This window comes from Methylobacterium sp. WL8, from assembly GCF_008040045.1.
In the GTDB taxonomy this organism is placed as follows: domain Bacteria; phylum Pseudomonadota; class Alphaproteobacteria; order Rhizobiales; family Beijerinckiaceae; genus Methylobacterium; species Methylobacterium cerastii.
Genome location: NZ_VRVF01000004.1, coordinates 42,971 through 63,585, shown reverse-complemented (window position 1 = coordinate 63,585; position 20,615 = coordinate 42,971). Strand labels below are relative to the sequence as shown.

19 protein-coding genes and 1 tRNA gene are annotated in these 20,615 nt (G+C 71.7%); 12 read left to right on the top strand and 8 right to left on the bottom strand.

Annotation, left to right across the window (positions count from 1 at the left end; all coding sequences use genetic code 11):
* The first annotated feature begins 128 nt into the window (after positions 1 to 128).
* From FV234_RS02635 to FV234_RS02605, 7 genes are all read left to right on the top strand, one after another.
* Entirely contained in the window at positions 129 to 1,139 is a 1,011-nt protein-coding gene (locus FV234_RS02635; RefSeq protein WP_147827993.1) for a helix-turn-helix domain-containing protein, read from the top strand.
* Between the two features lie 319 nt (positions 1,140 to 1,458).
* The gene (gene rpoN, locus FV234_RS02630; RefSeq protein WP_147827992.1) at positions 1,459 to 3,015 is read left to right on the top strand and encodes an RNA polymerase factor sigma-54; all 1,557 of its coding nucleotides are present in this window, start codon (positions 1,459 to 1,461) and stop codon (positions 3,013 to 3,015) included.
* Positions 3,016 to 3,256: 241 nt separating this feature from the next.
* Positions 3,257 to 3,865, top strand: coding sequence for a ribosome-associated translation inhibitor RaiA (gene raiA, locus FV234_RS02625; protein WP_147827991.1), 609 nt, complete (start codon positions 3,257 to 3,259; stop codon positions 3,863 to 3,865).
* Positions 3,866 to 3,998: 133 nt separating this feature from the next.
* Positions 3,999 to 4,466 carry a PTS IIA-like nitrogen regulatory protein PtsN gene (gene ptsN, locus FV234_RS02620; RefSeq protein WP_147750725.1) on the top strand — a complete coding sequence of 156 codons (468 nt, stop codon included), beginning with the start codon at positions 3,999 to 4,001 and terminating at the stop codon, positions 4,464 to 4,466.
* On the top strand, positions 4,463 to 4,816 hold the full coding sequence (locus FV234_RS02615) for a hypothetical protein (RefSeq protein WP_147827990.1): 354 nt from the start codon (positions 4,463 to 4,465) through the stop codon (positions 4,814 to 4,816). The genes ptsN and FV234_RS02615 overlap by 4 nt, the downstream gene beginning before the upstream one ends.
* A gap of 474 nt (positions 4,817 to 5,290) precedes the next feature.
* Positions 5,291 to 5,677, top strand: a complete 387-nt coding sequence (locus FV234_RS02610) for a PepSY domain-containing protein (protein ID WP_147750723.1) — start codon at positions 5,291 to 5,293, stop codon at positions 5,675 to 5,677.
* A 62-nt stretch (positions 5,678 to 5,739) separates the two neighbouring features.
* Positions 5,740 to 6,396 (top strand): hypothetical protein, encoded by a 657-nt coding sequence (locus FV234_RS02605; RefSeq protein WP_147750722.1) that lies wholly within the window; start codon positions 5,740 to 5,742, stop codon positions 6,394 to 6,396.
* Between the two features lie 104 nt (positions 6,397 to 6,500).
* On the opposite strand, the gene FV234_RS02600 is transcribed toward FV234_RS02605, so the two are convergent.
* The 3 genes from FV234_RS02600 to ftsE form a co-directional block, all read right to left on the bottom strand.
* Positions 6,501 to 7,325: a YdcF family protein gene (locus FV234_RS02600; RefSeq protein ID WP_238271108.1), complete on the bottom strand. Its 825-nt coding sequence runs from the start codon at positions 7,323 to 7,325 to the stop codon at positions 6,501 to 6,503.
* Between the two features lie 143 nt (positions 7,326 to 7,468).
* Positions 7,469 to 8,443, bottom strand: a complete 975-nt coding sequence (locus FV234_RS02595) for an ABC transporter permease (protein WP_147827989.1) — start codon at positions 8,441 to 8,443, stop codon at positions 7,469 to 7,471.
* Complete coding sequence (gene ftsE, locus FV234_RS02590) at positions 8,443 to 9,153, bottom strand: cell division ATP-binding protein FtsE (protein WP_147750720.1); 711 nt, start codon at positions 9,151 to 9,153, stop codon at positions 8,443 to 8,445. Before ftsE ends, FV234_RS02595 begins: the two co-directional genes overlap by 1 nt.
* Before the next feature lie 172 nt (positions 9,154 to 9,325).
* Between ftsE and FV234_RS02585 the strand changes: the two genes are divergently transcribed.
* The 3 genes from FV234_RS02585 to FV234_RS02575 all read left to right on the top strand — a co-directional run bounded on the left by FV234_RS02585 (position 9,326) and on the right by FV234_RS02575 (position 11,340).
* Positions 9,326 to 10,192, top strand: a complete 867-nt coding sequence (locus FV234_RS02585; RefSeq protein WP_147827988.1) for a zinc-ribbon domain-containing protein — start codon at positions 9,326 to 9,328, stop codon at positions 10,190 to 10,192.
* 59 nt (positions 10,193 to 10,251) lie between these two features.
* A complete protein-coding gene (hpt, locus tag FV234_RS02580; protein WP_147750718.1) occupies positions 10,252 to 10,824 on the top strand; it encodes a hypoxanthine phosphoribosyltransferase in 573 nt (190 codons plus the stop codon).
* Positions 10,825 to 10,974: 150 nt separating this feature from the next.
* Positions 10,975 to 11,340 carry a response regulator gene (locus tag FV234_RS02575; RefSeq protein ID WP_147727221.1) on the top strand — a complete coding sequence of 122 codons (366 nt, stop codon included), beginning with the start codon at positions 10,975 to 10,977 and terminating at the stop codon, positions 11,338 to 11,340.
* 240 nt (positions 11,341 to 11,580) lie between these two features.
* On the opposite strand, the gene leuS is transcribed toward FV234_RS02575, so the two are convergent.
* Positions 11,581 to 14,208, bottom strand: coding sequence for a leucine--tRNA ligase (leuS, locus tag FV234_RS02570; protein ID WP_147827987.1), 2,628 nt, complete (start codon positions 14,206 to 14,208; stop codon positions 11,581 to 11,583).
* Between the two features lie 250 nt (positions 14,209 to 14,458).
* Between leuS and FV234_RS02565 the strand changes: the two genes are divergently transcribed.
* Complete coding sequence (locus FV234_RS02565) at positions 14,459 to 15,187, top strand: YggS family pyridoxal phosphate-dependent enzyme (RefSeq protein ID WP_147762474.1); 729 nt, start codon at positions 14,459 to 14,461, stop codon at positions 15,185 to 15,187.
* 90 nt (positions 15,188 to 15,277) lie between these two features.
* On the opposite strand, the gene FV234_RS02560 is transcribed toward FV234_RS02565, so the two are convergent.
* The 4 genes from FV234_RS02560 to FV234_RS02545 all read right to left on the bottom strand — a co-directional run bounded on the left by FV234_RS02560 (position 15,278) and on the right by FV234_RS02545 (position 19,400).
* A tRNA-Tyr gene (locus FV234_RS02560) sits at positions 15,278 to 15,361 on the bottom strand.
* A 94-nt stretch (positions 15,362 to 15,455) separates the two neighbouring features.
* Positions 15,456 to 15,785 carry a multidrug efflux SMR transporter gene (locus FV234_RS02555; protein ID WP_281406029.1) on the bottom strand — a complete coding sequence of 110 codons (330 nt, stop codon included), beginning with the start codon at positions 15,783 to 15,785 and terminating at the stop codon, positions 15,456 to 15,458.
* Between the two features lie 67 nt (positions 15,786 to 15,852).
* Entirely contained in the window at positions 15,853 to 17,907 is a 2,055-nt protein-coding gene (locus FV234_RS02550; RefSeq protein WP_147827986.1) for a PAS domain-containing hybrid sensor histidine kinase/response regulator, read from the bottom strand.
* A complete protein-coding gene (locus tag FV234_RS02545) occupies positions 17,904 to 19,400 on the bottom strand; it encodes an ATPase domain-containing protein (protein ID WP_147814072.1) in 1,497 nt (498 codons plus the stop codon). The genes FV234_RS02550 and FV234_RS02545 overlap by 4 nt, the downstream gene beginning before the upstream one ends.
* Positions 19,401 to 19,746: 346 nt before the next feature.
* Here FV234_RS02545 and FV234_RS02540 point away from each other — a divergent pair, with 346 nt between their 5' ends.
* The gene (locus FV234_RS02540) at positions 19,747 to 20,589 is read left to right on the top strand and encodes a type 1 glutamine amidotransferase (protein ID WP_147762471.1); all 843 of its coding nucleotides are present in this window, start codon (positions 19,747 to 19,749) and stop codon (positions 20,587 to 20,589) included.
* Positions 20,590 to 20,615 lie beyond the last annotated feature (26 nt).

Here is a 20,615-nt window from a genome sequence, read left to right as displayed (position 1 = left end):
GGCCGACCGCACGACCATGCGTTGCAGACCTCGCCCTAGTCTTGTCGAATCCTTTAGGTGATTGACATAGGTTAGGGTTATCGCGGGCCGAGGCCGATCGCGGTCCGCGCCAGCAGGGGTCGAAGAACGTGTCGCTGCCCTTGCTCTCCTTCTCCAGCAAGGCCCTGCGCCCGGCCGTCGGGTTCGACGCGTATCACGCCCTCTACGCGACCGGCGCCGACGTGACGCGCACGGACGGGGCGTTCCACGCCGAGGTGCGGGCCTACCGCTTCAACCGCATGCTGGTGTTCGAGCGCCGGCTCGCCGGCGTCGGCCACGACCGCGACGTCGCCCGCGTCCGCCGCGACGGCTTCGACCACCTCACGCTCCACCTGCTGCTCTCCGGCAGCCTGGTCGCCGGCGCGGAGGGCGAGGAGCGCCGCCTGCGCCCGGGCGAGATCCTGGTCATCGACACCAGCGCGCCGCAGCGGAACCGGTGCGACGACACGCACACGATCACCGTGGCGGTGGCCCGCGACCAGATCGGGACGCTGATCCCGGACCCGCGGGCCTTCCACGGCACGGTGCTGTCGCAGCGGGTGGCCGGCGTGATCGCCGACCTGATGATCTCCTTCACACACCGCGTCGAGGCGCTGACCCCGGACACGTCGGACCAGTTCGGCCCCGTGCTCGGCATGCTCCTGGCCGCGGCCCTCAAGGGGACGCCGCCGGGTGCCGAGGCCGTCGCCGCGTTGGGGCAGCCCGACGGCGGACGCCGCCGGAAGGTCGAGGCGTTCATCGAGGCGCACCTGTCGGACCACGGCCTCGACGCCGACGCGATCGCCGGCGGCGTCGGGATCTCGCGCACCGTGCTGTACCGGTGCTTCGCCGCGGACGGCGGCGTCGCGCGCTTCATCCAGCTGCGGCGCCTCGAACGGATCCGCAACGTGCTGCGCCGCCGCGGCGGGGCGCACCCGCTGGCGGCGATCGCCCACGCGCACGGCTTCTCCAGCGAGCAGCACCTCAACCGCGCCTTCCGCTCGACCTTCGGCCGCCCGCCGGGGCAGTTCCGGAGCATGATCGAGCAGCTGCGACGCGCGAAGGACCCGGGCGACGGCCGGACCCAGCCGCTCAACGACTGGTTGATCGAATTGTACTGACGCGGGGATGCGCCGATCCGGCCCGCCCGGGCAGGCAAGGACCGCCCGGACAGGCAAGGACTGCCCGGACAGGCAAGCACCGCCCGCGGCGAAGCCTGCGTATGGCAACCGTTCCTCAGCACATCCGTGCGAGCGTGCCGTGTGCCGGCTGTGGCGTTGGCGCCACCATCCACCGAACCAGCGCGCAGCACACCCAACACGCTTTGACGCGGGGGCGCGATGGGTTTAAAGGGCTTAACTGAAGTTAAAGCAAGAACCGTGCCTATTGCGTAGCAACGCGGGGCGCGGCCTGTTCACCGAAGAGGACCGAGGCGACGCGATGAGTTTGCTGCAACGGCTGGAAATGCGCCAGGGCCAGTCCCTGGTGATGACACCGCAGCTTCTGCAAGCGATCAAGCTCCTCCAACTCTCCCAGCTCGATCTTGCGGCCTACGTCGACGCCGAGCTGGAGCGCAACCCGCTCCTGGAGCGCGCCGAGGCCGAGCCGACCGACGGCCCGGGCGAGGCCGCGAACGCGGAACCCGCCGCCGAGGCCTTCGCGGACGGGGCGGAGTGGAAGGCCGCCGAGGTCGACCCGGGCCGCGGCGAGATCGACGGCGACTTCGACGCCCGCCTCGACAACGTCTATCCCGACGACGCGCCGAGCCCGATCCGCGAGGCGGCCACCGGCGACATGCTCTCGCTGACGCCCGCACCCTACGGCAACACCGGCGGCAGCTTCGATTCGGAGGCCCCGGACTTCGAGGCGACGCTCACCGTCGAGACGTCGCTCCGCGAGCATCTCGGCCGCCAGCTCGACCTCGCCACCCGCGACGCCACCGACCGGCTGATCGGCGGCTTCCTGATCGATGCGGTGGACGAGGCCGGCTACCTCCGGGAATCGATCGACGCGGTGGCCGAGCGCCTCGGCGCCTCCCTCGACCGGGTCGCCGGCGTGCTCAAGCTCGTCCAGAGCTTCGATCCGGCCGGCGTCGCCGCGCGCGACCTCGCCGAGTGCCTGGCGCTGCAGCTGCGGGAGAAGGACCGGTTCGACCCGGCGATGCAGGCGCTGGTCTCGCGCCTCGACCTCGTGGCCAAGCGCGACTTCTCCGCCCTCCGGCGCCTGTGCGGCGTCGACGACGAGGACCTCGTCGAGATGCTGGGCGAGATCCGCCGGCTCGATCCCAAGCCCGGCCGCGCCTTCGGCTCGAGCGGCGTCGAGGTGCTGATCCCCGACGTGTTCGTGCGCGCCGCCCCCGACGGCTCCTGGCTGGTGGAGCTCAACGGCGAGGCGCTGCCCCGCGTCCTGGTCAACCAGAGCTACTACGCCCGCGTGGTCCGCGGCGCGAAGGCAGAGGGCGACAAGGCCTTCCTTTCCGAGGCGCTGCAGACCGCGAACTGGCTCACCCGGAGCCTGGAGCAGCGGGCGCGCACCATCCTCAAGGTCGCCACCGAGATCGTGCGCCAGCAGGACGGGTTCTTCGTCCACGGCGTCACGCACCTGCGGCCCCTGAACCTCAAGACGGTCGCCGAGGCGATCGGCATGCACGAATCCACCGTCTCGCGCGTCACCTCCAACAAGGCGATCGGCACCAGCCGCGGCACGTTGGAGATGAAGTACTTCTTCACCGCCGCGATCCCCGGGGCCGCCGGCACCGCCGCCCACTCCTCGGAGGCCGTGCGCCACCGCATCAAGCAGCTCGTCGACGGCGAGACCTCGGACGACGTGCTCTCCGACGACGCCCTGGTGCAGAAGCTGCGCCACGAAGGCGTCGACATCGCCCGCCGCACGGTGGCGAAGTACCGCGAATCCCTGCGCATCCCCTCGTCGATCGAGCGCCGCCGCGAACGCTACGCGCAGGGCGGGATGGTGGCGGGGGTGATGATGGCGCGGTGAACGCGCCGCGAGCGGGCTCTTCGCCCGCCGCGCTGGAGGATGACGGCGCTGCCGCGCAGGGCGGTTTCAGGCCCGCCCCGGCGGTTGGACCGTGACCGGCAAGGCTTCTCACGTCCGTTGACTTCGCCTGCGCCGGCTTCTCTACTCCCTCCCCCGTCACGCCGACGGGTCGGCGTTCCGCCGAATCCCGCTCGCCGCGGTCGGCGGGCGAAAGACCAGGGTCAACCGCACCGGAGGATACATGGGGTCATTGCGCGTCACGGGCCACGGCCTGGACCTCGGCGAAGCCCTCAGGGGCCGTGTCGACGAGCGGATGGCGGCGACCCTGTCAAAATACCTCGACGGGCACATGAACGAGAGCAGCACCGGCCACGTCACGCTCCGGCGCGACGGCTCGGCCTACCGCACCGATTGCGTGCTGCACCTCGTCTCCGGGCTCACCATCGAGGCGTCGTCCACCGCGCACGACCCGCGCGCCAGCTTCGAGCAGACCGCAGACCGGCTGGAGAAGCGCCTGCGCCGCTACAAGCACCGGCTCAAGGAGCACGCCCAAGGACCGAACGGGGGGCCGAACGGCGCCGCGATCGAGGCGGCCTACGCGGTGTTCGCCGCGCCCGAGGACGACGAGGACGAGGACGAGCCCGACGACGGCGCGAGCCACCCGCCGATCGTGGCCGAGAGCACCAAGACCCTCAAGCGCCACTCGGTGAGCGAGGCGGTCACCGCGCTGGACCTCACCGGCGCCCCGGTGATCGTCTTCGTGCATGCTGGCACCGGCCGCATCAACGTCGTATACCGGCGCAGCGACGGCGCGATCGGCTGGGTCGACCCGCCGAGCGCGGCGGCCTGAGCCGAGGACGCCGGAACCGGCCCTCGGGGCGGGGATTGGTGTTTTTGGGGCGCGGCCGCGCGGACAACGCGGTGCGCGCCCTCTTCATGGGGGCGTGGCCCCCATGGTTCGAGAGCGGGCGGGCGGTCCTTCGATGCCGATGCTGGAATTCCTCGATCCGGATTCCGTGGTGCCCTCGCTCCGCGCCCGGGCCAAGAAGCAGGTGCTGCAGGACCTGGCCGCCCAGGCGGTCCGGCGCCTGCCGACGCTCGACGTCCGCGACGTCTACGAGACCCTGCTGCAGCGCGAGCGCTTGGGCTCCACCGGCATCGGCGACGGCGTCGCGATCCCGCACGGCAAGCTGCCGGGCCTCGACCGGCTGTTCGGGCTCGTCGCCCGCCTCGACCGGCCGGTGGACTTCGAATCCCTCGACGGCCGCCCGGTGGACTTCGCCTTCCTGCTGCTCGCCCCCGAGGGCGCGGGCGCCGACCACCTCAAGGCCCTGGCCCAGGTGGCGCGCATCCTGCGCGAGCCCGGCATCCTCGACCGCATCCGCGCGGCGCGCGACGCGCACGCCCTCTACGCGCTGCTCACCCACACCTCGACCTCGCAGGCCGCATGACCGGGCGTCGCGTGAGCCGGCCGCGGGTCTTGCCGTTCGCCGTGGCGGCGACGCTGCTCGCCGTCCCGCACGCCGCGCGGGCGCAACAGGGCGCGGCCGACGGCACCTGCGCCCGTGACGTGCTCGTCGCCCAGTCGATGCAGCGCCAGGCGATCGACCAGCTCGAGCAGGCCGACGGCGACGACGCCAAGAGCTGCCGGATCTGGCGCCGCCACGTCGACACCATGCGCCGCGTCGCCGGCGTCTACGGCCGCTGCCTCTCCGGCGGCGAGCGCGGCGCGCGCCTGAGCCAGGTGCAGGACTCCGAGAAGGAATTCTCGGCCGCGATCAAGACGCGCTGCCGGGGCTGACCCGCCGGCCGGGCTGCCGCCCACCTTCGTTCCCGACGGCTTGCCGCGTGCGCCCCCCTCGCCCCGCTTGCGGGGAGAGGGCTTGGCCGACCTCGTCGTCGGCCGAGCGAGGCGGCAGCCGACGGTGAGGAGCCGATCCGGATGAGCTTCCTCCGTTCGCTCCCCCTCACCCTCGCTTCGGCTTCGCCTTTCGCTTCCCGGCTGCACGACGGGGTGCGGCCGGGCCTCTCCCCGCATGCGGGGAGAGGGGAAGCCCACGGTTCATCCGATGGGGCGAGGCGTTTACGAGGCACGGAATGCCCGGCTTTCCGGTGCGTCTCAGCGCTCATCGCGAAACCGTTCCCAGGAAAACGGTATTTTTTCGCGAAACGCCACGCTTTCTCGAGTCGGCGCGAAGATGTCTTCGAAGAATATAGTTCGGAACGCTTGGGGCTGCGACGGGATTGATTGGGGGTAACAGTAGAGGAAACCGCCTTGCAACGCCATCTGACTGCCATCGCGCTCGTGACCCTGCTCGGGACCGGCATCGCCTCCGCTCAGACCACGACCACGGGCACCCCCGCGCCGGACGCAAAGTCCAGCGAGAAGTCCGGTGGTCAGGAGGCCGTGACGCGGCCGAACACCGACCGCCCCGACGCCTCCAAGCCGGCCACCGCCAACGCGGCCGCGAACGCGAAGCTGGAGGAAGGCGCCAACAGCTTCACCGAAGCCCAGACGCACAAGCGCCTGGAGGATGCCGGCTACAAGGACGTCCGCGGCCTGAAGAAGGACGACAAGGGCATCTGGCGCGCCGAAGCCGTGCTGAACGGCAAGCCGGTCAAGGTCGGCGTCGACTTCAAGGGCAACGTCGCCGCGCAGTGAGCGCCGTCCCCGGACGGTTCGAGCGCAGCCGCGCGATTTTCGACGACATCCAGGATTTGACCATGGCACATCAGACCATCACCGCCCTCTATGACGACTACGACGCGGCCAGCACGGCGGTGACCCGCCTTGAGGCCGCCGGCGTCTCGCACGGCGACATCAGCGTCGTCAGCAACAACGAAGGCGACCGGCATGCCGGCCGGCTCGGGACCGGCGACCACGCCGACACCGCGCACAAGGCCGAGACCGCAGCCGGCACGGGCGCCTCGCTCGGTACCGTCGTCGGCGGTGCGACCGGCCTCCTCACCGGCCTCGGCCTTCTCGCGATTCCCGGCGTCGGCCCGGTCGTCGCCGCAGGCTGGCTCGTGGCGACCCTGACCGGCGCCGGCATCGGCGCCGCCGCCGGCGGCCTCGTCGGAGCCCTGACGGGTGCCGGCATCAGCGAGACCGACGCCCACACCTATAACGAGGGCATCCGCCGCGGCGGCACCCTCGTCACGGTGCGGGCGGACGAGGCCCACGCCAACACGGTGATGGACATCCTCGAGGAGCACGGCTCGGTCGACGTCGGCGAGCGCTCGAACAGTTGGCGCTCCGAGGGCTGGAGCGGCCCGGCGCTGACCGCATCGGACCCGGCCGGCCCGACGCCGACGAACGGCCTGCCGCCGAACGCAGGCGGCCGCCCCGGCGTCCGCACCTACCCCGCCCGGCCGCTTTAAGCGGTCTCGCTTAGGGTCCGTCGCCCCGGCGGCGGCCCACGATCTTCAGCCCCGCGGCGCCCCGGCGCCCGGGGCTGATTCGTGTTCGGAAGACAAAGGGGCGTCTAGCGCAGGTCGCGCAGCAGCGGCTCTGCGACCATCCGTACCGGTGCCTTCACAGGCTTGCCGCGGCCGATCAGGATCGCGACGCGGGAGCTCTCCGGATCGGTCTCGAACCGGGTGCGGACCCAGGCCACCAGGAACTTCAGGTATTCCGACGCCAGCAGTTTCGTGGCCGAGGGGCTGTGCCACCAGTCGGCGCCGTCGAACCCTTCGGCGATCACCGGATGGGGCACGATCCGGTCGCCCCCCTGCAGGGCGTGGTCGAGCTCGATCAGCGTCCGCGGCATGTGGTAGTTCGAAGTCACCACCGCGACGGTGCTGAAGCGGTTGTGGCGCATCCAGCGCCGGGTCTCGATGGCGTTGCCGATGGTGTTGCGCGCCCGGTAGTCGAGATCGACGCAGCAATCGATCCAGTGGCGCTGCGTCGGGTTGAGCCGGGCGATCTCGTCGCGGCTGGTGCGCTCGTTGACGCCGGTGATCAGCAGGCGCCGGCCGTAGCCGCCGGCCAGCAGGTCGATCGCGTCGCCGATGCGCTGGGCGCCGCCGGTGAGCGCGACGATGCCGTCGGCGCGGCCCTGCGGCACCCGCTCGCTGCGGTCCAGGGCGGCGACGAAGGCGAGGAAGCCGGCGACCAAAGCCACCGCGGCGAGGCCGCCGAGGCCGAGGATCGTCAGCGCCACCGGGCCGAGGGGCCGCGCGGCCGGCGCCGCGGGCACCGCGGGCACCGAGCGCGGCTCGGCATCCCAGACCCAGCCGGTGAGCTCGGCAAGCTCGTCACCCGGGCCGGCCCGTCTCGGATCGAAGGCGCGCGCCATACGCGTGGTCATGCTCGCTGAGGATAGCGCCGAATGCGGCGGGGCGGAGGCGACATTTGCGGCGGCGAATCCTTTCCGGAGGGTTAACGGTTCGCCAAGCGCTTTCGATCACGGGGGTTTTCGGAGCGGTTCGCACAGGTCGCCCGGCCGCGCCCTCAGGCCAGGAACCGCCGCACGGTCAGCCGGGAGATCACGGCGGTGACGAGCGAGGCGATGACGCCGATCGCCATCACGCTGGCATAGCCGCGCCAGCCGATGTGGAAGGCGCCGAACAGCGCCTCGACCTCGTCGCCGGCCGGCCCCGAGCGCCAGTTGCGGGCGAGCAGCCCGGCCAGCGCGAAGGCGGCCAGCGCCGCCGCCGAGCCGATGATGCCGCCGCGAAGCCCGAGGCCGAAGAACCGCCGCTGGAAGGCGCGGGCGATGAAGTCGTCGTCGGCGCCGACGAAGTGGAGCACCTCCACCACCTCGCGGTTGCCCGCCATGGCGCCGCGGGTGGCGAACGCGACCGCGAGGCCGGTGGCGACCAGGACCAGCGCGACGATGCCGACGCCGATGCCGACGAAGGTGTTGGCCGCGGTCGAGAGCCGCTGCAGCCAGAGCGCGTGGTCGTCGAGGCTGGCGACCCCCGGCATCGCCTCGGTGAGGCCGGCGCGCAGGTGCTTGAGGTCGGGCGTCTGGTCGCCGAGCTTCAGGGTGATGAGGCGCGGCACCGGCAGGTCCGAGAGGTCGAGGCCGCTGCCGAGCCAGGGTTCGAGCAGGCGCTCGGCCTCCATCTTGGAGAACACCCGCGTCGCGGCGATACCGGGCTCGGCCTTGGCGATGGCGTCGGCCCGCGCGATGTCGGCGTCGAGGTCGCGGCCCGGCGCCGGGCGCACTTGGATCGTCACCTCCTGCGCCACCGTGCCCTGCCACTGCCCGGCACTCGACGCGACGATCTCGGCAGCGCCCGCGCAGAGGCCCGCCAGGAAGGTGAGGATGGCGATGACGGCGGCGAGCGACCGGCTCGCGGCGGAATCGGTCGGCACCAGGGGCGCGTTGCGCCGCAGGGTCGGGGGAAGCGCCGGCTCGGCCGCTGGCCGATCGACGGGCTTGCGGGCGGCGGCCTGGGTGCGTTCGCGGGTTGCGTCCATCAGCCTTCGATCCGCAGGCGGCCGTCCCCGATCACCATCCGGCGCGCATCGACCGAATCCATGATCCCGAAATCGTGGGTGGCGATGATCACCGAGGTGCCGAGCTTGTTCAGTTCGAGGAAGAGCCGCAGCAGGCGGCGGCCGAGGCTCGGGTCGACGTTGCCGGTGGGCTCGTCGGCGAGCAGCAGGTCGGGGCGGGCGATCAGCGCGCGGGCGATGGCCGCGCGCTGCTTCTCGCCGCCAGAAAGCAGCGGCGGCAGCACGTGCATGCGCTCGCCGAGGCCCACCCAGCGCAGCAGCTCGACCACCTCGGCCCGGTAGCTGGTCTCGGCCCGGCCCTGGACGCGGAGCGGCAGCGCGACGTTCTCGTAGGTGGTGAGGTGGTCGAGCAGGCGGAAATCCTGGAACACCACGCCCATCCGGCGCCGCAGCCCGGTGAGCGACGCGCTGGAGATGCCGCTGACCTCGTTGCCGAACACCGAGACCAGCCCGCGGGTCGGGCGCACCGAGAGCAGGATCAGCCGCAGCAGCGTCGTCTTGCCGGCGCCCGACGGCCCGGTGAGGAACTGGAACGAGTGCGGCTGGATGCGGAAGCTCACGTCGGACAGCACCTCCGGCCCGAGGCCGTAGCGCATGCCGACGTTCTCGAACTGGACCACCGGCCCTTCCGCGCCGGAGAGCAGGCTTTTCGTCGTCGCCGTTTCGCGCAAGGGCCCGCCCGCTCCCGTTCCATCCCGTCCACGACGGGATGACCGCCGCGCATGGCCATTTCAAGCCGGTTCTCAGCAGTTTCACCGGAGCTTAACCCTAACCGCCGAGGATCGCCCAAGGGTTTTCGCCGCAGGTCCCGCGCGGCGGCGCCCGTCACCGAGCGTGCCGCGTATGCTGATCGTCTGCCCGACCTGCGCCAGCGAGTACCGGATCGACACGGCCCGCGTCGGCACCGAAGGGCGCTCGGTGCGCTGCGCCGCCTGCCGCGAGACGTGGTTCGTGTCGCCGGCGGAGGTCGTCGCCGCCCACGAGGCCGAGTTGCAGGCGGCGAGCGCCGCCGCCGACGAAGCGGTCTCCGCGGAGGCCTGGGCCGAGGCCTCGGCCGCGGTGCGCGAGGCGGCGACCCCTGAGACGATCGACAACGTGCCCGACGCCCCGCGCCGCGCGAAGGCGGGAAAGCCCAAGCCCGGCTACAAGCCGCTCGGCAAAGGCGCGGGCAAGGGAGCGGGCAAGGGCGGCGTCGCCGCGCTGTCGCCGGCGCTCGCCGCAGGCCTCGTGGTGCTGGCCGCGATCCCCCTCGCCTGCCTCGCCCGCGTGCAGGTGGTGCAGGCGCTGCCGCAGGCGGCTGGGCTGTTCGCGCGCATCGGCCTGCCGGTGAACCTGCGCGGCATCGAGATCCGAGACGCCACCGCCCTACGGAACCAGGCCGGCGGCGAGCGGCCGGGCGAATTGGTGGTCGAGGGCGACCTCGTCGGCACCGCCCGGAACGGGATGCCGGTGCCGCCGATCAGCGTCCTGGTGCGCGACGCCGCCGAGCGGGTCGTGAAGACCTACACCATCGCCCCGCCGCGCAGCCGCCTGGCGCAGGGCGAGACCGCGCGGTTCGCAGCCCGCTTCCCCGATCCGCCCGAGCAGGGACGCGGGGTCGAGGTCCGCTTCGCGGATGCGGTCAAGGCGGAAGACGTGAAGGTGGAGATGAAAGGTGATGTGAAGATGGATGTGAAGGGTGATGTGAAGACGGATTCCGCCACGCCCTGACGCATTTTTAGAGCACGGGGCCGTGGTCCGCGCGCGCGGGAATGGGCTATGAAGGGCGCATGACCACCACGCCCTCCCGACGCGTCCGCGTCCTCTTCGACGAAGCCACCATCGCGACGCGCAACGAGGCGTTGGCGCGCGAGATCAAGGCCGCCGCCCCGCAGAACCTGCTGGTGGTGGCGGTGCTCAAGGGCAGCTTCATGTTCGCCGCCGACCTGCTGCGCGCCCTGCACCGGGTCGGGCTGTCGCCGCAGGTCGAGTTCGTCCACCTGTCGAGCTATCGCACCGGCACGGTCTCCTCCGGCCAGGTCGAGATCCTGCGCGACGTGCAGAGCGAGGTGCGCGGCCGCGACGTGCTGCTCGTCGACGACATCCTCGAATCGGGCCGCACGGTGGTGTTCGCCAAGGACCTGCTGATGGCCCGCGGCGCGTCCCGCGTCCTCACCGCGGTGCTGCTCGAAAAGCCGGGCAAGCGCGCGGTGCAGATCGACGCGGACTTCGTCGGCTTCACCTGCCCGGACGCCTTCGTCGTCGGCTACGGCATGGATGCCGCGCACGCCTTCCGGCAGCTGCCGTTCGTCGGCGTGGTCGACTACGACAGCCCCGATCCGGACCTGTTCGGCGGCGCCTGAGCCGCGATCCGACGCGCGGCATTTTCGCAACCCGCATGCGGCGCACTACATCGTGCGCCGAAATGTCTTGACAGGGCGGCCCTTGTTTAGACGTTCTCCAGGCATGACCGGGCTGCACGGCCCTTCTTCGACGGATCGAATACAGGCGACATGGCGCGCATCCTTCTGGTGGATGACGAAGAGACGGTCCGCGGCTTTCTCAAACGGGGCCTCGAGATCGACGGCCATGCCGTGGTCACGGCGATCGACGGCAGCGACGGCCTCGACCGGCTGAACGAATCCGACGGCGCCTTCGACCTGATGCTGACCGACATCCGGATGCCGCTGATGGACGGCATCGCGCTGGCGCTCGCGGCCAAGCGCGACTTTCCGGACTTGACCATCCTCCTGATGACGGGCTTCGCCGACCAGCGCGAACGCGCCCGCGGGCTCGACGCCATCGTCACCGACGTGCTGACCAAACCGTTCTCGCTGGCGGACCTGCGCGCCACGGTGAGCCGGGCGCTGGCCGCCTGAAGGGGCGGCCACCCGCTCCGCTTTGAGAGCATCCCCTCTCCCCGCATGCGGGGAGAGGGCTTTGCCGACCTCGTCGTCGGCAAAGCAAGGCGGCAGCCGAAGGTGAGGAGCTTGGCCGGACGAGGCTCCTCCGGAAGCTCCCCCTCACCGTCGCTTCGGCTCCGCCTGCGCTACCTGGCTGCACGACGCGGTGCAGCCAGGCCTCTCCCCGCGTGCGGGAGAGGGGAAGTCGGCTCCACCTCACACCACCAAGTTCACGATCCGCCCCGGCACGACGATGACCTTGCGGGGCGTCCGGCCTTCCAGCGCCCGCTGGACCGTCTCGTCGGCGAGCACCAAGGCCTCGACGGCGGCGGCGTCCGCGTCGCGCGGAACGGTGACGTCGCCGCGCTTCTTGCCGTTGACCTGGACCGGCAGGGTCACCGCATCCTCGACCAGGAGCGCCGGGTCGAAATCCGGCCACGGCGCCTGCGCCACGAGCCCGTCGCGGCCGAGCACCGCCCAGCAGCTCTCCGCCAGGTGCGGCATCATCGGCGCGATGAGCTGGACCAAGATGCCGGCGGCCTCGCGGCCGGCGGCCGCCGAGGCGCCACCACGGAACGCCTCCTCGAGGGCGTTGGCCAGGGTGTAGACGTGGGCGACGCAGCGGTTGAAGCGCAGGCGCTCCACGTCCTCGCCGAAGGCGGCGAGCGCTTTGTGCGCGGCCTTGCGCAGGGCGAGGTCGCCGTCGCCGGAGCCCGAGGCCGCGACGGCGGCGTTCACCAGCCGCCACACCCGCTGCACGAAGCGGGCGGCGCCCTGCACGCCCTCCTCCGTCCAGATCACGTCGCGCTCAGGGGGTGAATCCGAGAGCATGAACCAGCGTGCGGTGTCGGCGCCGAAGGAGGCGATGATGTCGTCGGGATCGACGACGTTCTTCTTGGACTTCGACATCTTCTCGATCGGCCCGATCGCGATCGGGCCGGAGGTTTTCACGTGGAACCCGCGGCGCTCGCCGGCCTCCGTCGTCAGGCGCACGTCGGCCGGCGGCACCCAGGCGCCGGCCTCGTCCTTGTAGGTCTCGTGGACGACCATCCCTTGCGTGAACAGCCCGGCGAACGGCTCGGAGACGCCGGACCAGCCGGTCGCCTGCATCGCGCGCATAAAGAAGCGCGCGTAGAGCAGGTGCAGGATCGCGTGCTCGATGCCGCCGATATATTGATCGACGGCAAGCCAGCGGTTGACCGCCGCCGGGTCGGTCGGCCGGTCGGCGAGCCAGGGCGCCGTGAAGCGGGCGTAGTACCAGGACGAGTCGACGAAGGTGTCCATCGTGTCGGTCTCACGCCGCGCCGCCGCGCCGCAGGACGGGCACGGCACGGTGCGCCAAGCGTGGTCGCGCTCCAGTGGGTTGCCGGGCTGGTCGAACGAGACCGCCTCGGGCAGCTTCACCGGCAGGTCCGCCACCGGCACCGGCACCGGGCCGCAGGCCTCGCAATGGATGATCGGGATCGGGCAGCCCCAGTAGCGCTGGCGCGAGACGCCCCAGTCGCGCAGGCGGAACTGCACCTTTCGCGCTGCGACCGGCGCGCCGGACAGCACCTCGCCTTCGAGGCGACTCGCCACCGCTTCGAAGGCTTCGTCCGTGGTCAGGCCGTCGAGGTCGCGCGAGTTGATCATCCGCCCGTCGCCGTCGAAGGCGGTGTCGGTGATCACGAACGTGGCCGGGTCCTGGCCCTCGGGGCAGACCACGGGGGTGTTGCCGAGGCCGTACTTGTTCGCGAAATCGAGGTCGCGCTGGTCGTGCGCCGGGCAGCCGAACACCGCCCCGGTGCCGTACTCCATCAGCACGAAGTTCGCGACGTAGACCGGCAGCGTCCAGGACGGGTCCAGGGGATGGCGCACGGTGAGCCCGGTGTCGTAGCCGAGCTTCTCCGCGGTATCGATCGCCGCCTGGGCCGTGCCCATGCGGCGGCACTCGGCGATGAAGTCCTGCAGCTTGGCGTCGCCGGGGGCCAGGGCGGCCGCCAGGGGATGGTCGGCGGCGATGGCCAGGAACTTGGCGCCGAACAAGGTGTCGGGCCGGGTCGTGTAGACCTCGACCTCACGGATGGTCGCGTCGGCCGCGCGTTCCGCGAGGGCCGTCTCGGCGTCCGGCGACAACGCGAACCGGACCTGCAGCCCCTGCGAGCGGCCGATCCAGTTCTTCTGCATCAGCCGGACCTTCTCCGGCCAGCGCTCGAGCCCGTCCAGCGCGTCGTAGAGGTCCTGCGCGAAGTCGGTGATCTTGAAGAACCATTGCGTCAGCTCGCGCTGCTCGACGAGCGCGCCGGAGCGCCAGCCGCGCCCATCGATCACCTGCTCGTTGGCGAGCACGGTGTGGTCGACCGGGTCCCAGTTCACCTTGGCGGTGCGGCGCGTGACCAGCCCCTTGCCGAGGAAGTCGAGGAACATGCGCTGCTGGTGCTTGTAGTAGTCCGGATCGCAGGTCGCGACCTCCCGGCTCCAGTCGAGCGACAGCCCCATGGATTGCAGCTGCCCGCGCATCGTCGCGATGTTGGCGTAGGTCCAGTCGCGCGGGTTGGTCTTGCGCTCGATCGCCGCGTTCTCCGCCGGCAGCCCGAAGGCGTCCCAGCCCATCGGGTGCAGCACCGCGAACCCCTTGGCCCGCTTGTAGCGCGCCACCACGTCGCCCATCGCGTAGTTGCGCACGTGGCCCATGTGGATGCGCCCCGACGGATAGGGGAACATCTCCAGCACGTAGTATTTCGGGCGGGCGTCGGCGTTGTCGGCCTCGAACAGGCGCGCCTGCGCCCAGGCCTCCTGCCAGCGCGGCTCGGAATCCTTGGCGTTGTAGCGCTCGAGGGTCTGGTGGCTGGGCGGGTTCGTCATGGCGTCGTCGGGAACCGGGATCAGGCGGGGCGGGCCGGGGAAGCGGCGGCGTTAGCACATTCGCGCCGGGCTCGGCCAACGGATCTACCTGCTCGGCCGACCGCGTCGAGCGGGCGAGAGCTTTGCACCGCGGGCACGATCCCGGCATTGAGGCGCCAGATCGCCTATGTCGATGCCGTGCCGCTGGACAGCGCGGCGGCGTGGACCACCTCTCACGCAGCGACCGCCGGACGCCCCCGGAAGGACCCCGATGACCGACACACCGATCGATACGCCGCCGATCCCGGACAAGCCGCCCGTCGGCGAGGCGGACGTCGCCGCAGGCCTCGCCGAGGTGCGGACCGGGATCGCCCGCGCGGCCGAGGATTGCGAGCGCGATCCGGCCGGGATCCGTCTGATCGCCGTCTCCAAGACCGTGCCGGCGGAGGGTATCGTGCCGGCGCTGGAGGCCGGCCAGCGCCTGTTCGGCGAGAACTACGTGCAGGAGTCGAAGGCCAAGTGGCCGGCGCTCAAGGCACGATACCCGGACGTGGAACTCCATCTCGTCGGGCCGCTGCAGTCGAACAAGGCGCGCGAGGCGGTGGAACTCTTCGACGTGATCCACTCGCTCGACCGGCTGTCGCTCGCCGCTGCGCTGGCCAAGGAGATCGCGCGGACCGGGCGCACGCCCAAGCTGCTCATCCAGGTCAACACCGGGGACGAGCCGCAGAAGGGCGGCGTGTCGCCCGCCGACCTCGACGTGCTGCTCGCCGAGTGCGTCGGCACCCACGGGCTGGCGATCCAGGGCCTGATGTGCGTTCCGCCGGTCGAGGACCCGCCCTCGGCCCATTTCGGCCTGCTCGCCGCGCTCGCCCGCCGGCACAACCTGCCGATCCTGTCGATGGGCATGAGCGCCGACTACGGCGCCGCGATCCAGATGGGCGCGACCCATGTCCGGGTCGGCACGTCGATCTTCGGCGCGCGGACGCGAAAGGCCTGATCGGCGCACGCGCCATCGCGAGTCCGCAGCCTCGGGAGAGGCGACGGCGTCGGCCATCGCAAGGGATCGGACATCGCAAGGGAAAGGACGTGGTGGGGGAAGTAGGACTCGAACCTACGAAGCTTACGCAGCGGATTTACAGTCCGCCCCCTTTGCCGCTCGGGACATTCCCCCAAAGGGCGGCCCATCGGGCCGCGCGGGGCTCTTATGGTGAGGGGGTGGCGGCGTGTCAACCGTGCGGGACGGCCCACAGGGCAGGGCCGGCGCGTCAGCGCCCGACGGCGTTCGAGAAGCCGTTGATCACCACGACGCCGGCGACGATCAGGCCGAGGCCGAGCAGGGCCGGGGCGTCGAGGCTCTGCCGGAACACCAGCCAGCCGACGAGGGAGATCAGCACGATGCCGACGCCCGACCAGACCGCGTAGGCCACGCCCATCGGGATCGTCCGCAGGGTGAGCGCGAGGAAGAAGAACGCCACCGCGTAGCCGGCGACCGTGATCAGCAGCGGCACCGGCCGGGAGAACCCGTCCGACGCCTTGAGCGCGCTGGTGCCGACGACCTCGGCGACGATCGCGATCATCAGGTGGACCCAGTGCACGGCCGCAAAGCTCCCGGTTCGATGGATCGGCGGTTCGGGCCAGGCTTCGGAACCCCGCGCGCCCCGCTCAGGCCTCGCCGCCGCCGAGGACGAGGCGGAGCGAGCGAGCGAGCTCGTCGCGGCGGTAGGGCTTGTTGAGCACCGGCAGCTCGCCGCGGCCGATGACTTGGCCCTCGTCGAGGTCGGCGACGTAGCCGGAGGTGAGCAGCACCTTGAGGCCGGGTCGCAGGCGCTGCGCCTCTACCGCGAGCTGCGAGCCGTTCATGCCGCCGGGCATCATCACGTCGGAGAACAGGATGTCGATGCGCTGGACGTCCCGGAGATGGGCCAGCGCCTCCGCAGCGTTCCGCGCCACGACGACCTTGTAGCGCAGTTCCTCAAGGCTCTCGACGGCCATGGTGAGGACCTGCTCGTCGTCCTCGACGAGCAGCACGGTCTCGCCTTCGCCGGCGCGGCGCAGCGGCAGCACGCCGCGTTCGCCCGTCTCCGCCTCCTCGCCGGCGGGGTCGGTCGAGCGCGGGAAGCGCAGCCGGAAGGTGGTGCCGCGCTCCACCTCGGAGTCGATGGCGACGAAGCCCTTGGCGCTGCGGGTGAAGCCGTAGACCTGGCTCAGGCCGAGGCCGGTGCCCTTGCCGACCTCCTTGGTGGTGAAGAACGGCTCGAACACCCGCGCCAAAAGCTCCGGCGCGATGCCGCTGCCGGTGTCGGACACCGCGATCTCGACGTAGGCGCCCGGCGGCACGCCCTTGTCGGCCACCGCCGCGGTGTCGAGGCGGAGGTTGCGGCTGCGGATCTCGATCCGGGCGTGACCGGCGTCCGCCTCCATCGCGTCGCGGGCGTTGACGACGAGGTTGAGGATGGCGGCCTCGAACTGGGCCGGGTCGATGCGGATCGGGTCGAGGGCCGGGTCGAGGTCGAAGGCCAGTTCGATCGCGCCCCCGGCGGCGCGCTCGGCGAGCGGCCGGAAGTCGATGAGCAGGCGGTTCGGGTTGAGGGTCTGCGGCCGCAGCATCTGGCGCCGGGAGAAGGCGAGGAGCTGCTGCGTCAGCTGCTCGCCGCGCCGGGCCGCCGTCATCGCGGCGTCGGCCAGGCGCTTGACCCGCTCGACGTTGTCGGGCTGGCGCAGCACCATGTCGAGGCCGCCGACGATGACCGTCAGCAGGTTGTTGAAGTCGTGCGCGACGCCGCCGGTGAGCTGGCCGATCGCCTCCATCTTCTGCGCCTGGCGCAGGGCCTCCTCGGTGTTGCGCTGGTCGGAGCGGTCGAGGACGATTCCGGCCATGCGGACGGGGATGCCGTCGGCGCGGTACTCGGCCCGGCCCTTGGCCGCGACCCAGCGCACGGTTCCGTCGGGGCGCACGATCCGGCATTCGAGATCGAGCGTCCCGGCCCGCGCCGCCTGCGCGAAGGCCGCTTCCGCCGCCTCGCGATCCTCCGGGTGGATGTGGGCGAGGAAGGTCTGCCGGCCCCAATGCGGCAGCGGCGTGGCGTAGCCGAAGATCGCGTCGTGGCGGTCCGACCGACGCGCGGTGTCGGTGAGGAGATCGAGGTCCCACGTCCCCATCCCGGCGGAATCGAGGGCGAAGGCCAAGGTTTCGCGGGCGGCCTCGACCTCGCCGGTGCGCTCGGCGACCCGCCGCTCCAGGGTCTCGTTGGCGATCCGCAGGCGCTCCTCGGCCCGCTCCCGCTCGCGGATGTGTTCGCGCGCCTGGTATTGGCGCCGCCGCACCCGCAGGGCCGAGGCGACCGCGCTGACCAGGGTCTCGGCGTTGATCGGGCGCTCGAGCAGCACGACGTTGCCCAGGCGCTCCACCATGGCCGCGCCCTCCGCGGGGCGGCGCCCGGCCTGGCGCGTCGCCAGCATGATGAAGGGGAAGTCCGACCAGGGCGGCTGGCGCTCGATCCAGGTCCCGAGCGCGTCGGGGTCGACGTCGAGCAGGGCTTCCTCGGTGACGATCGCCGAGCCCGCCCGGCCCGCGAGGGCGGCGAGCCACGCGGCCGCGTCGGGGCAGACGGCGACGCGGGTGCCGGACTTGGCCAGCAACCGCTCCATCGCCGCGGCGTCGCGCCCGCGCGGCGCCAGGATGAGGACGCGGGTCTCGTCGAGGTCGGGCTCGGTCATTCCGCCGGTTCGCTGCGCAGCATCGCGACCTTGCCGCCATAGGCCGGCAACCCCGACAGCACCCCCTCGAAGTCGGTCAGCGCCTCCCCGACCTGGATCCCGCCGCGGGAGAACCGCAGCTCGCGGATGGTGCGCTCGTGGGCGTTGACCCGGCTCTTCACCGTCGAGAGCGCGGTGCGGACCTCGCCCTTGGCCTCGAAGTAGCGGAACAGCAGGATGCCGTCGCTGAGGTAGCTCAGGTCGAGGTCGGAGCGCACGTCGCCGATGACGCCGTGCTGCCCGAGCACCAGCAGCGTCGTGACGCCCACCTGGTTCAGGTAGGTCAGGAGTTCGTGCATCTGCAGGATCAGGAACTGCTCGCCCGGCATCGCGTGGATGTAGGCGTTGAGGCTGTCGAGGGCGACGAAGGTCGCGCCGCGTCGCTCGACCGCCTCGCGGACGCGGCAGGCGAACTCGCCCGGCGCCAGCTCGGCGGGGTCGACCTGGGCGATGGTGAGGGTGCCCGCATCGAGATGCGGCTGCAGGTCCATCCCAAGCAGGGCGGAGCGCGCCAGCAGCGTCGCGCGTCCCTCGTCGAACAGGAAGTAGGTGGCCCGCTCGCCCCGCTCCAGCGCCGCCAGCATGCAGCGGACCGCCGTCGTGGTCTTGCCGGCGCCGGACGGCCCGAGCAGCAGGGTGTTGGTGCCGCGCACGAGGCCGCCGCCGAGCAGCAGGTCGAGGCCGGGCGCGCCGGTGGAGCGGGTGACCGGCGCGAAGTCGACGCCGTGCTCGGCGGCGACCAGGGTCGGGAACAGCGCGATCCCGCCGGTCTCGAGGATGAAGTCGTGGTAGCCGCCGCGGCTCTTCACGCCGCGCATCTTCAGGACGAGGAGGCGGCGGCGGCCCGCGCCGAAGTTGCGCTGGTTGTGTTCCAGCAGGAAGACGCCGTGGGCGATGCTGTGGAGCTGCACGTCGGCGGTGCCGTCGTCGAGCAGGAACACCGTGCAGCCGCGTGCCGCGAAGAGCTGCTTCAGCGCCAGGATCTGGCGGCGATAGCGCAGCGGGTTCTGCGCGAGCAGCCGCAGCTCGGACAGGCTGTCGAACACCACCCGGTCGGGCTTTGCCGCGTCCACCCGCTCCATCACCTCGCGGACGGTCTCGCCGAGTTCGACCTCGGAGGGGTGCAGCACCGACTGCTCGCTCTCCGGATCGAGGCCGAGCTCGTTGACCAGTTCGTAGAGCTCGACTCCGTCGAGCGACCAGCCGTGCGAGGCCGCCGAAGAACGCAGCTCGTCCGCGCTCTCCGACAGGGTGACGTAGAGGCAGGTCTCGCCGCGGGCGACGCCATCGAGCAGGAACTGCAGGGCGAGCGTGGTCTTGCCGGTGCCGGGCGTGCCTTCGAGCAGGTAGAGGCGCCCCTTCGTCAGGCCGCCGGCGAGGACGTCGTCCAGTCCCGCCACCCCGGTCGAGAGGGTCTCGCGGGAGAAGGAGGCGACGCGGGTTGGTTGATCCATCGGCTTCGCCATCACGGATGTGGTGCAGTCACCTGCGGAAGAAGCAGCCGCCTGCGAGAGATGCAGTCACCTGCGATGGAAGGCGTGCCGGCGACGGGCCGGCGCACCGTGCGAGGTGCCCTATGGCGCGGCGCCTCGCCCGACACGAACGACCTCGCCCCGACGGCACCTGCCTTTGCCTCAACGCGGGGCGCGCCGATAGGTCCCCTCGGTCCGCAGCCCGCCAAGGCGCCGGTCGCGACAATTCGGATCATCCTGACACCGTCGCTTTGCGCCTATGTCGCAGTATCATCCGGCTCTGCCGGGCGTTCCCAAGATCCGCTCGCCGACGACTTTTCAGGACACCATGCTTCGACTGCTCATCGCGGACGGCAATGGGCGCGAAGACCGCGCGCAGCACGTCACGGCCACCGGACGCACCTCGGCCGAATCCTACGCCGACGTCGTCCACGCCTACCACCCCGAGGCGCAGTGCCGCCTCGTCAGCCCGGCCGACGCCGACGCCGGCCTGCCCGAGGGCGCGGGGCTCGCCACCTACGACGGCGTGATCTTCACCGGATCGACCCTGAAGGTCGCCGAGCGCAGCCCGGAGGTGATGCGCCAGCGCGACCTGATGCAGGCGGCGCTGGAGGCCGGCCTGCCGGTGTTCGGCTCGTGCTGGGGCGTCCAGCTCGCGGCGGTCGTCACCGGGGGCGACGCCGGCCCCAACCCGCGCGGCCCCGAATACGGCTTCGCCCGCCGCATCGCCGCGACGGCCGAGGGCCGCGACCACCCGCTGCTGTCGGGCCGCGGGGCGGCATGGGACGCGCCGGCGATCCATTCCGACGCGGTGATCGTGCCCCCGCCCGGCGCGCGGGTTCTCGCCGCGAACGCGCTCCTCGACGTGCAGACGATCGAGATCCCCCACGGGGACGGCGTGTTCTGGGGCACGCAGTATCACCCGGAACTCGACCTCGACGAGCTTGCCGCGATGCTGCGGGTCTGCGCCGAGGCCGTGGTCGAGGCCGGCCTCGCGCCCGACGCAGGCGCGGTCTCGGACTACGCCGCCGAGATCGAGGCGCTGCACGCCGCCGCGGACGCGTCGCTCGCTTGGCGACACGGCCTCGGCGCCGACGTCCTGGAGCCGCGTCAACGCCGTCGCGAGATCGGCAACTTCCTCGACCGCCTCGTCGCGCGACAGGCCGGCTAGGGCGGTTCCGGTCGGCCTTGCGTTCG

What these genes read in the sequence shown, in the direction of transcription:
- FV234_RS02585 (WP_147827988.1), top strand. Translation starts at nt 9,326, where the DNA reads ATGCTGATCGTCTGCCCGACCTGCGCCAGCGAGTACCGGATCGACACG.
- hpt (WP_147750718.1), top strand. Translation starts at nt 10,252, where the DNA reads ATGACCACCACGCCCTCCCGACGCGTCCGCGTCCTCTTCGACGAAGCC.
- FV234_RS02540 (WP_147762471.1), top strand. Translation starts at nt 19,747, where the DNA reads ATGCTTCGACTGCTCATCGCGGACGGCAATGGGCGCGAAGACCGCGCG.
- FV234_RS02605 (WP_147750722.1), top strand. Translation starts at nt 5,740, where the DNA reads ATGGCACATCAGACCATCACCGCCCTCTATGACGACTACGACGCGGCC.
- FV234_RS02615 (WP_147827990.1), top strand. Translation starts at nt 4,463, where the DNA reads ATGACCGGGCGTCGCGTGAGCCGGCCGCGGGTCTTGCCGTTCGCCGTG.
- FV234_RS02575 (WP_147727221.1), top strand. Translation starts at nt 10,975, where the DNA reads ATGGCGCGCATCCTTCTGGTGGATGACGAAGAGACGGTCCGCGGCTTT.
- FV234_RS02545 (WP_147814072.1), bottom strand. Translation starts at nt 19,400, where the DNA reads ATGGATCAACCAACCCGCGTCGCCTCCTTCTCCCGCGAGACCCTCTCG.
- FV234_RS02600 (WP_238271108.1), bottom strand. Translation starts at nt 7,325, where the DNA reads ATGACCACGCGTATGGCGCGCGCCTTCGATCCGAGACGGGCCGGCCCG.
- leuS (WP_147827987.1), bottom strand. Translation starts at nt 14,208, where the DNA reads ATGACGAACCCGCCCAGCCACCAGACCCTCGAGCGCTACAACGCCAAG.
- FV234_RS02550 (WP_147827986.1), bottom strand. Translation starts at nt 17,907, where the DNA reads ATGACCGAGCCCGACCTCGACGAGACCCGCGTCCTCATCCTGGCGCCG.
- FV234_RS02595 (WP_147827989.1), bottom strand. Translation starts at nt 8,443, where the DNA reads ATGGACGCAACCCGCGAACGCACCCAGGCCGCCGCCCGCAAGCCCGTC.
- FV234_RS02565 (WP_147762474.1), top strand. Translation starts at nt 14,459, where the DNA reads ATGACCGACACACCGATCGATACGCCGCCGATCCCGGACAAGCCGCCC.
- ptsN (WP_147750725.1), top strand. Translation starts at nt 3,999, where the DNA reads ATGCCGATGCTGGAATTCCTCGATCCGGATTCCGTGGTGCCCTCGCTC.
- raiA (WP_147827991.1), top strand. Translation starts at nt 3,257, where the DNA reads ATGGGGTCATTGCGCGTCACGGGCCACGGCCTGGACCTCGGCGAAGCC.
- rpoN (WP_147827992.1), top strand. Translation starts at nt 1,459, where the DNA reads ATGAGTTTGCTGCAACGGCTGGAAATGCGCCAGGGCCAGTCCCTGGTG.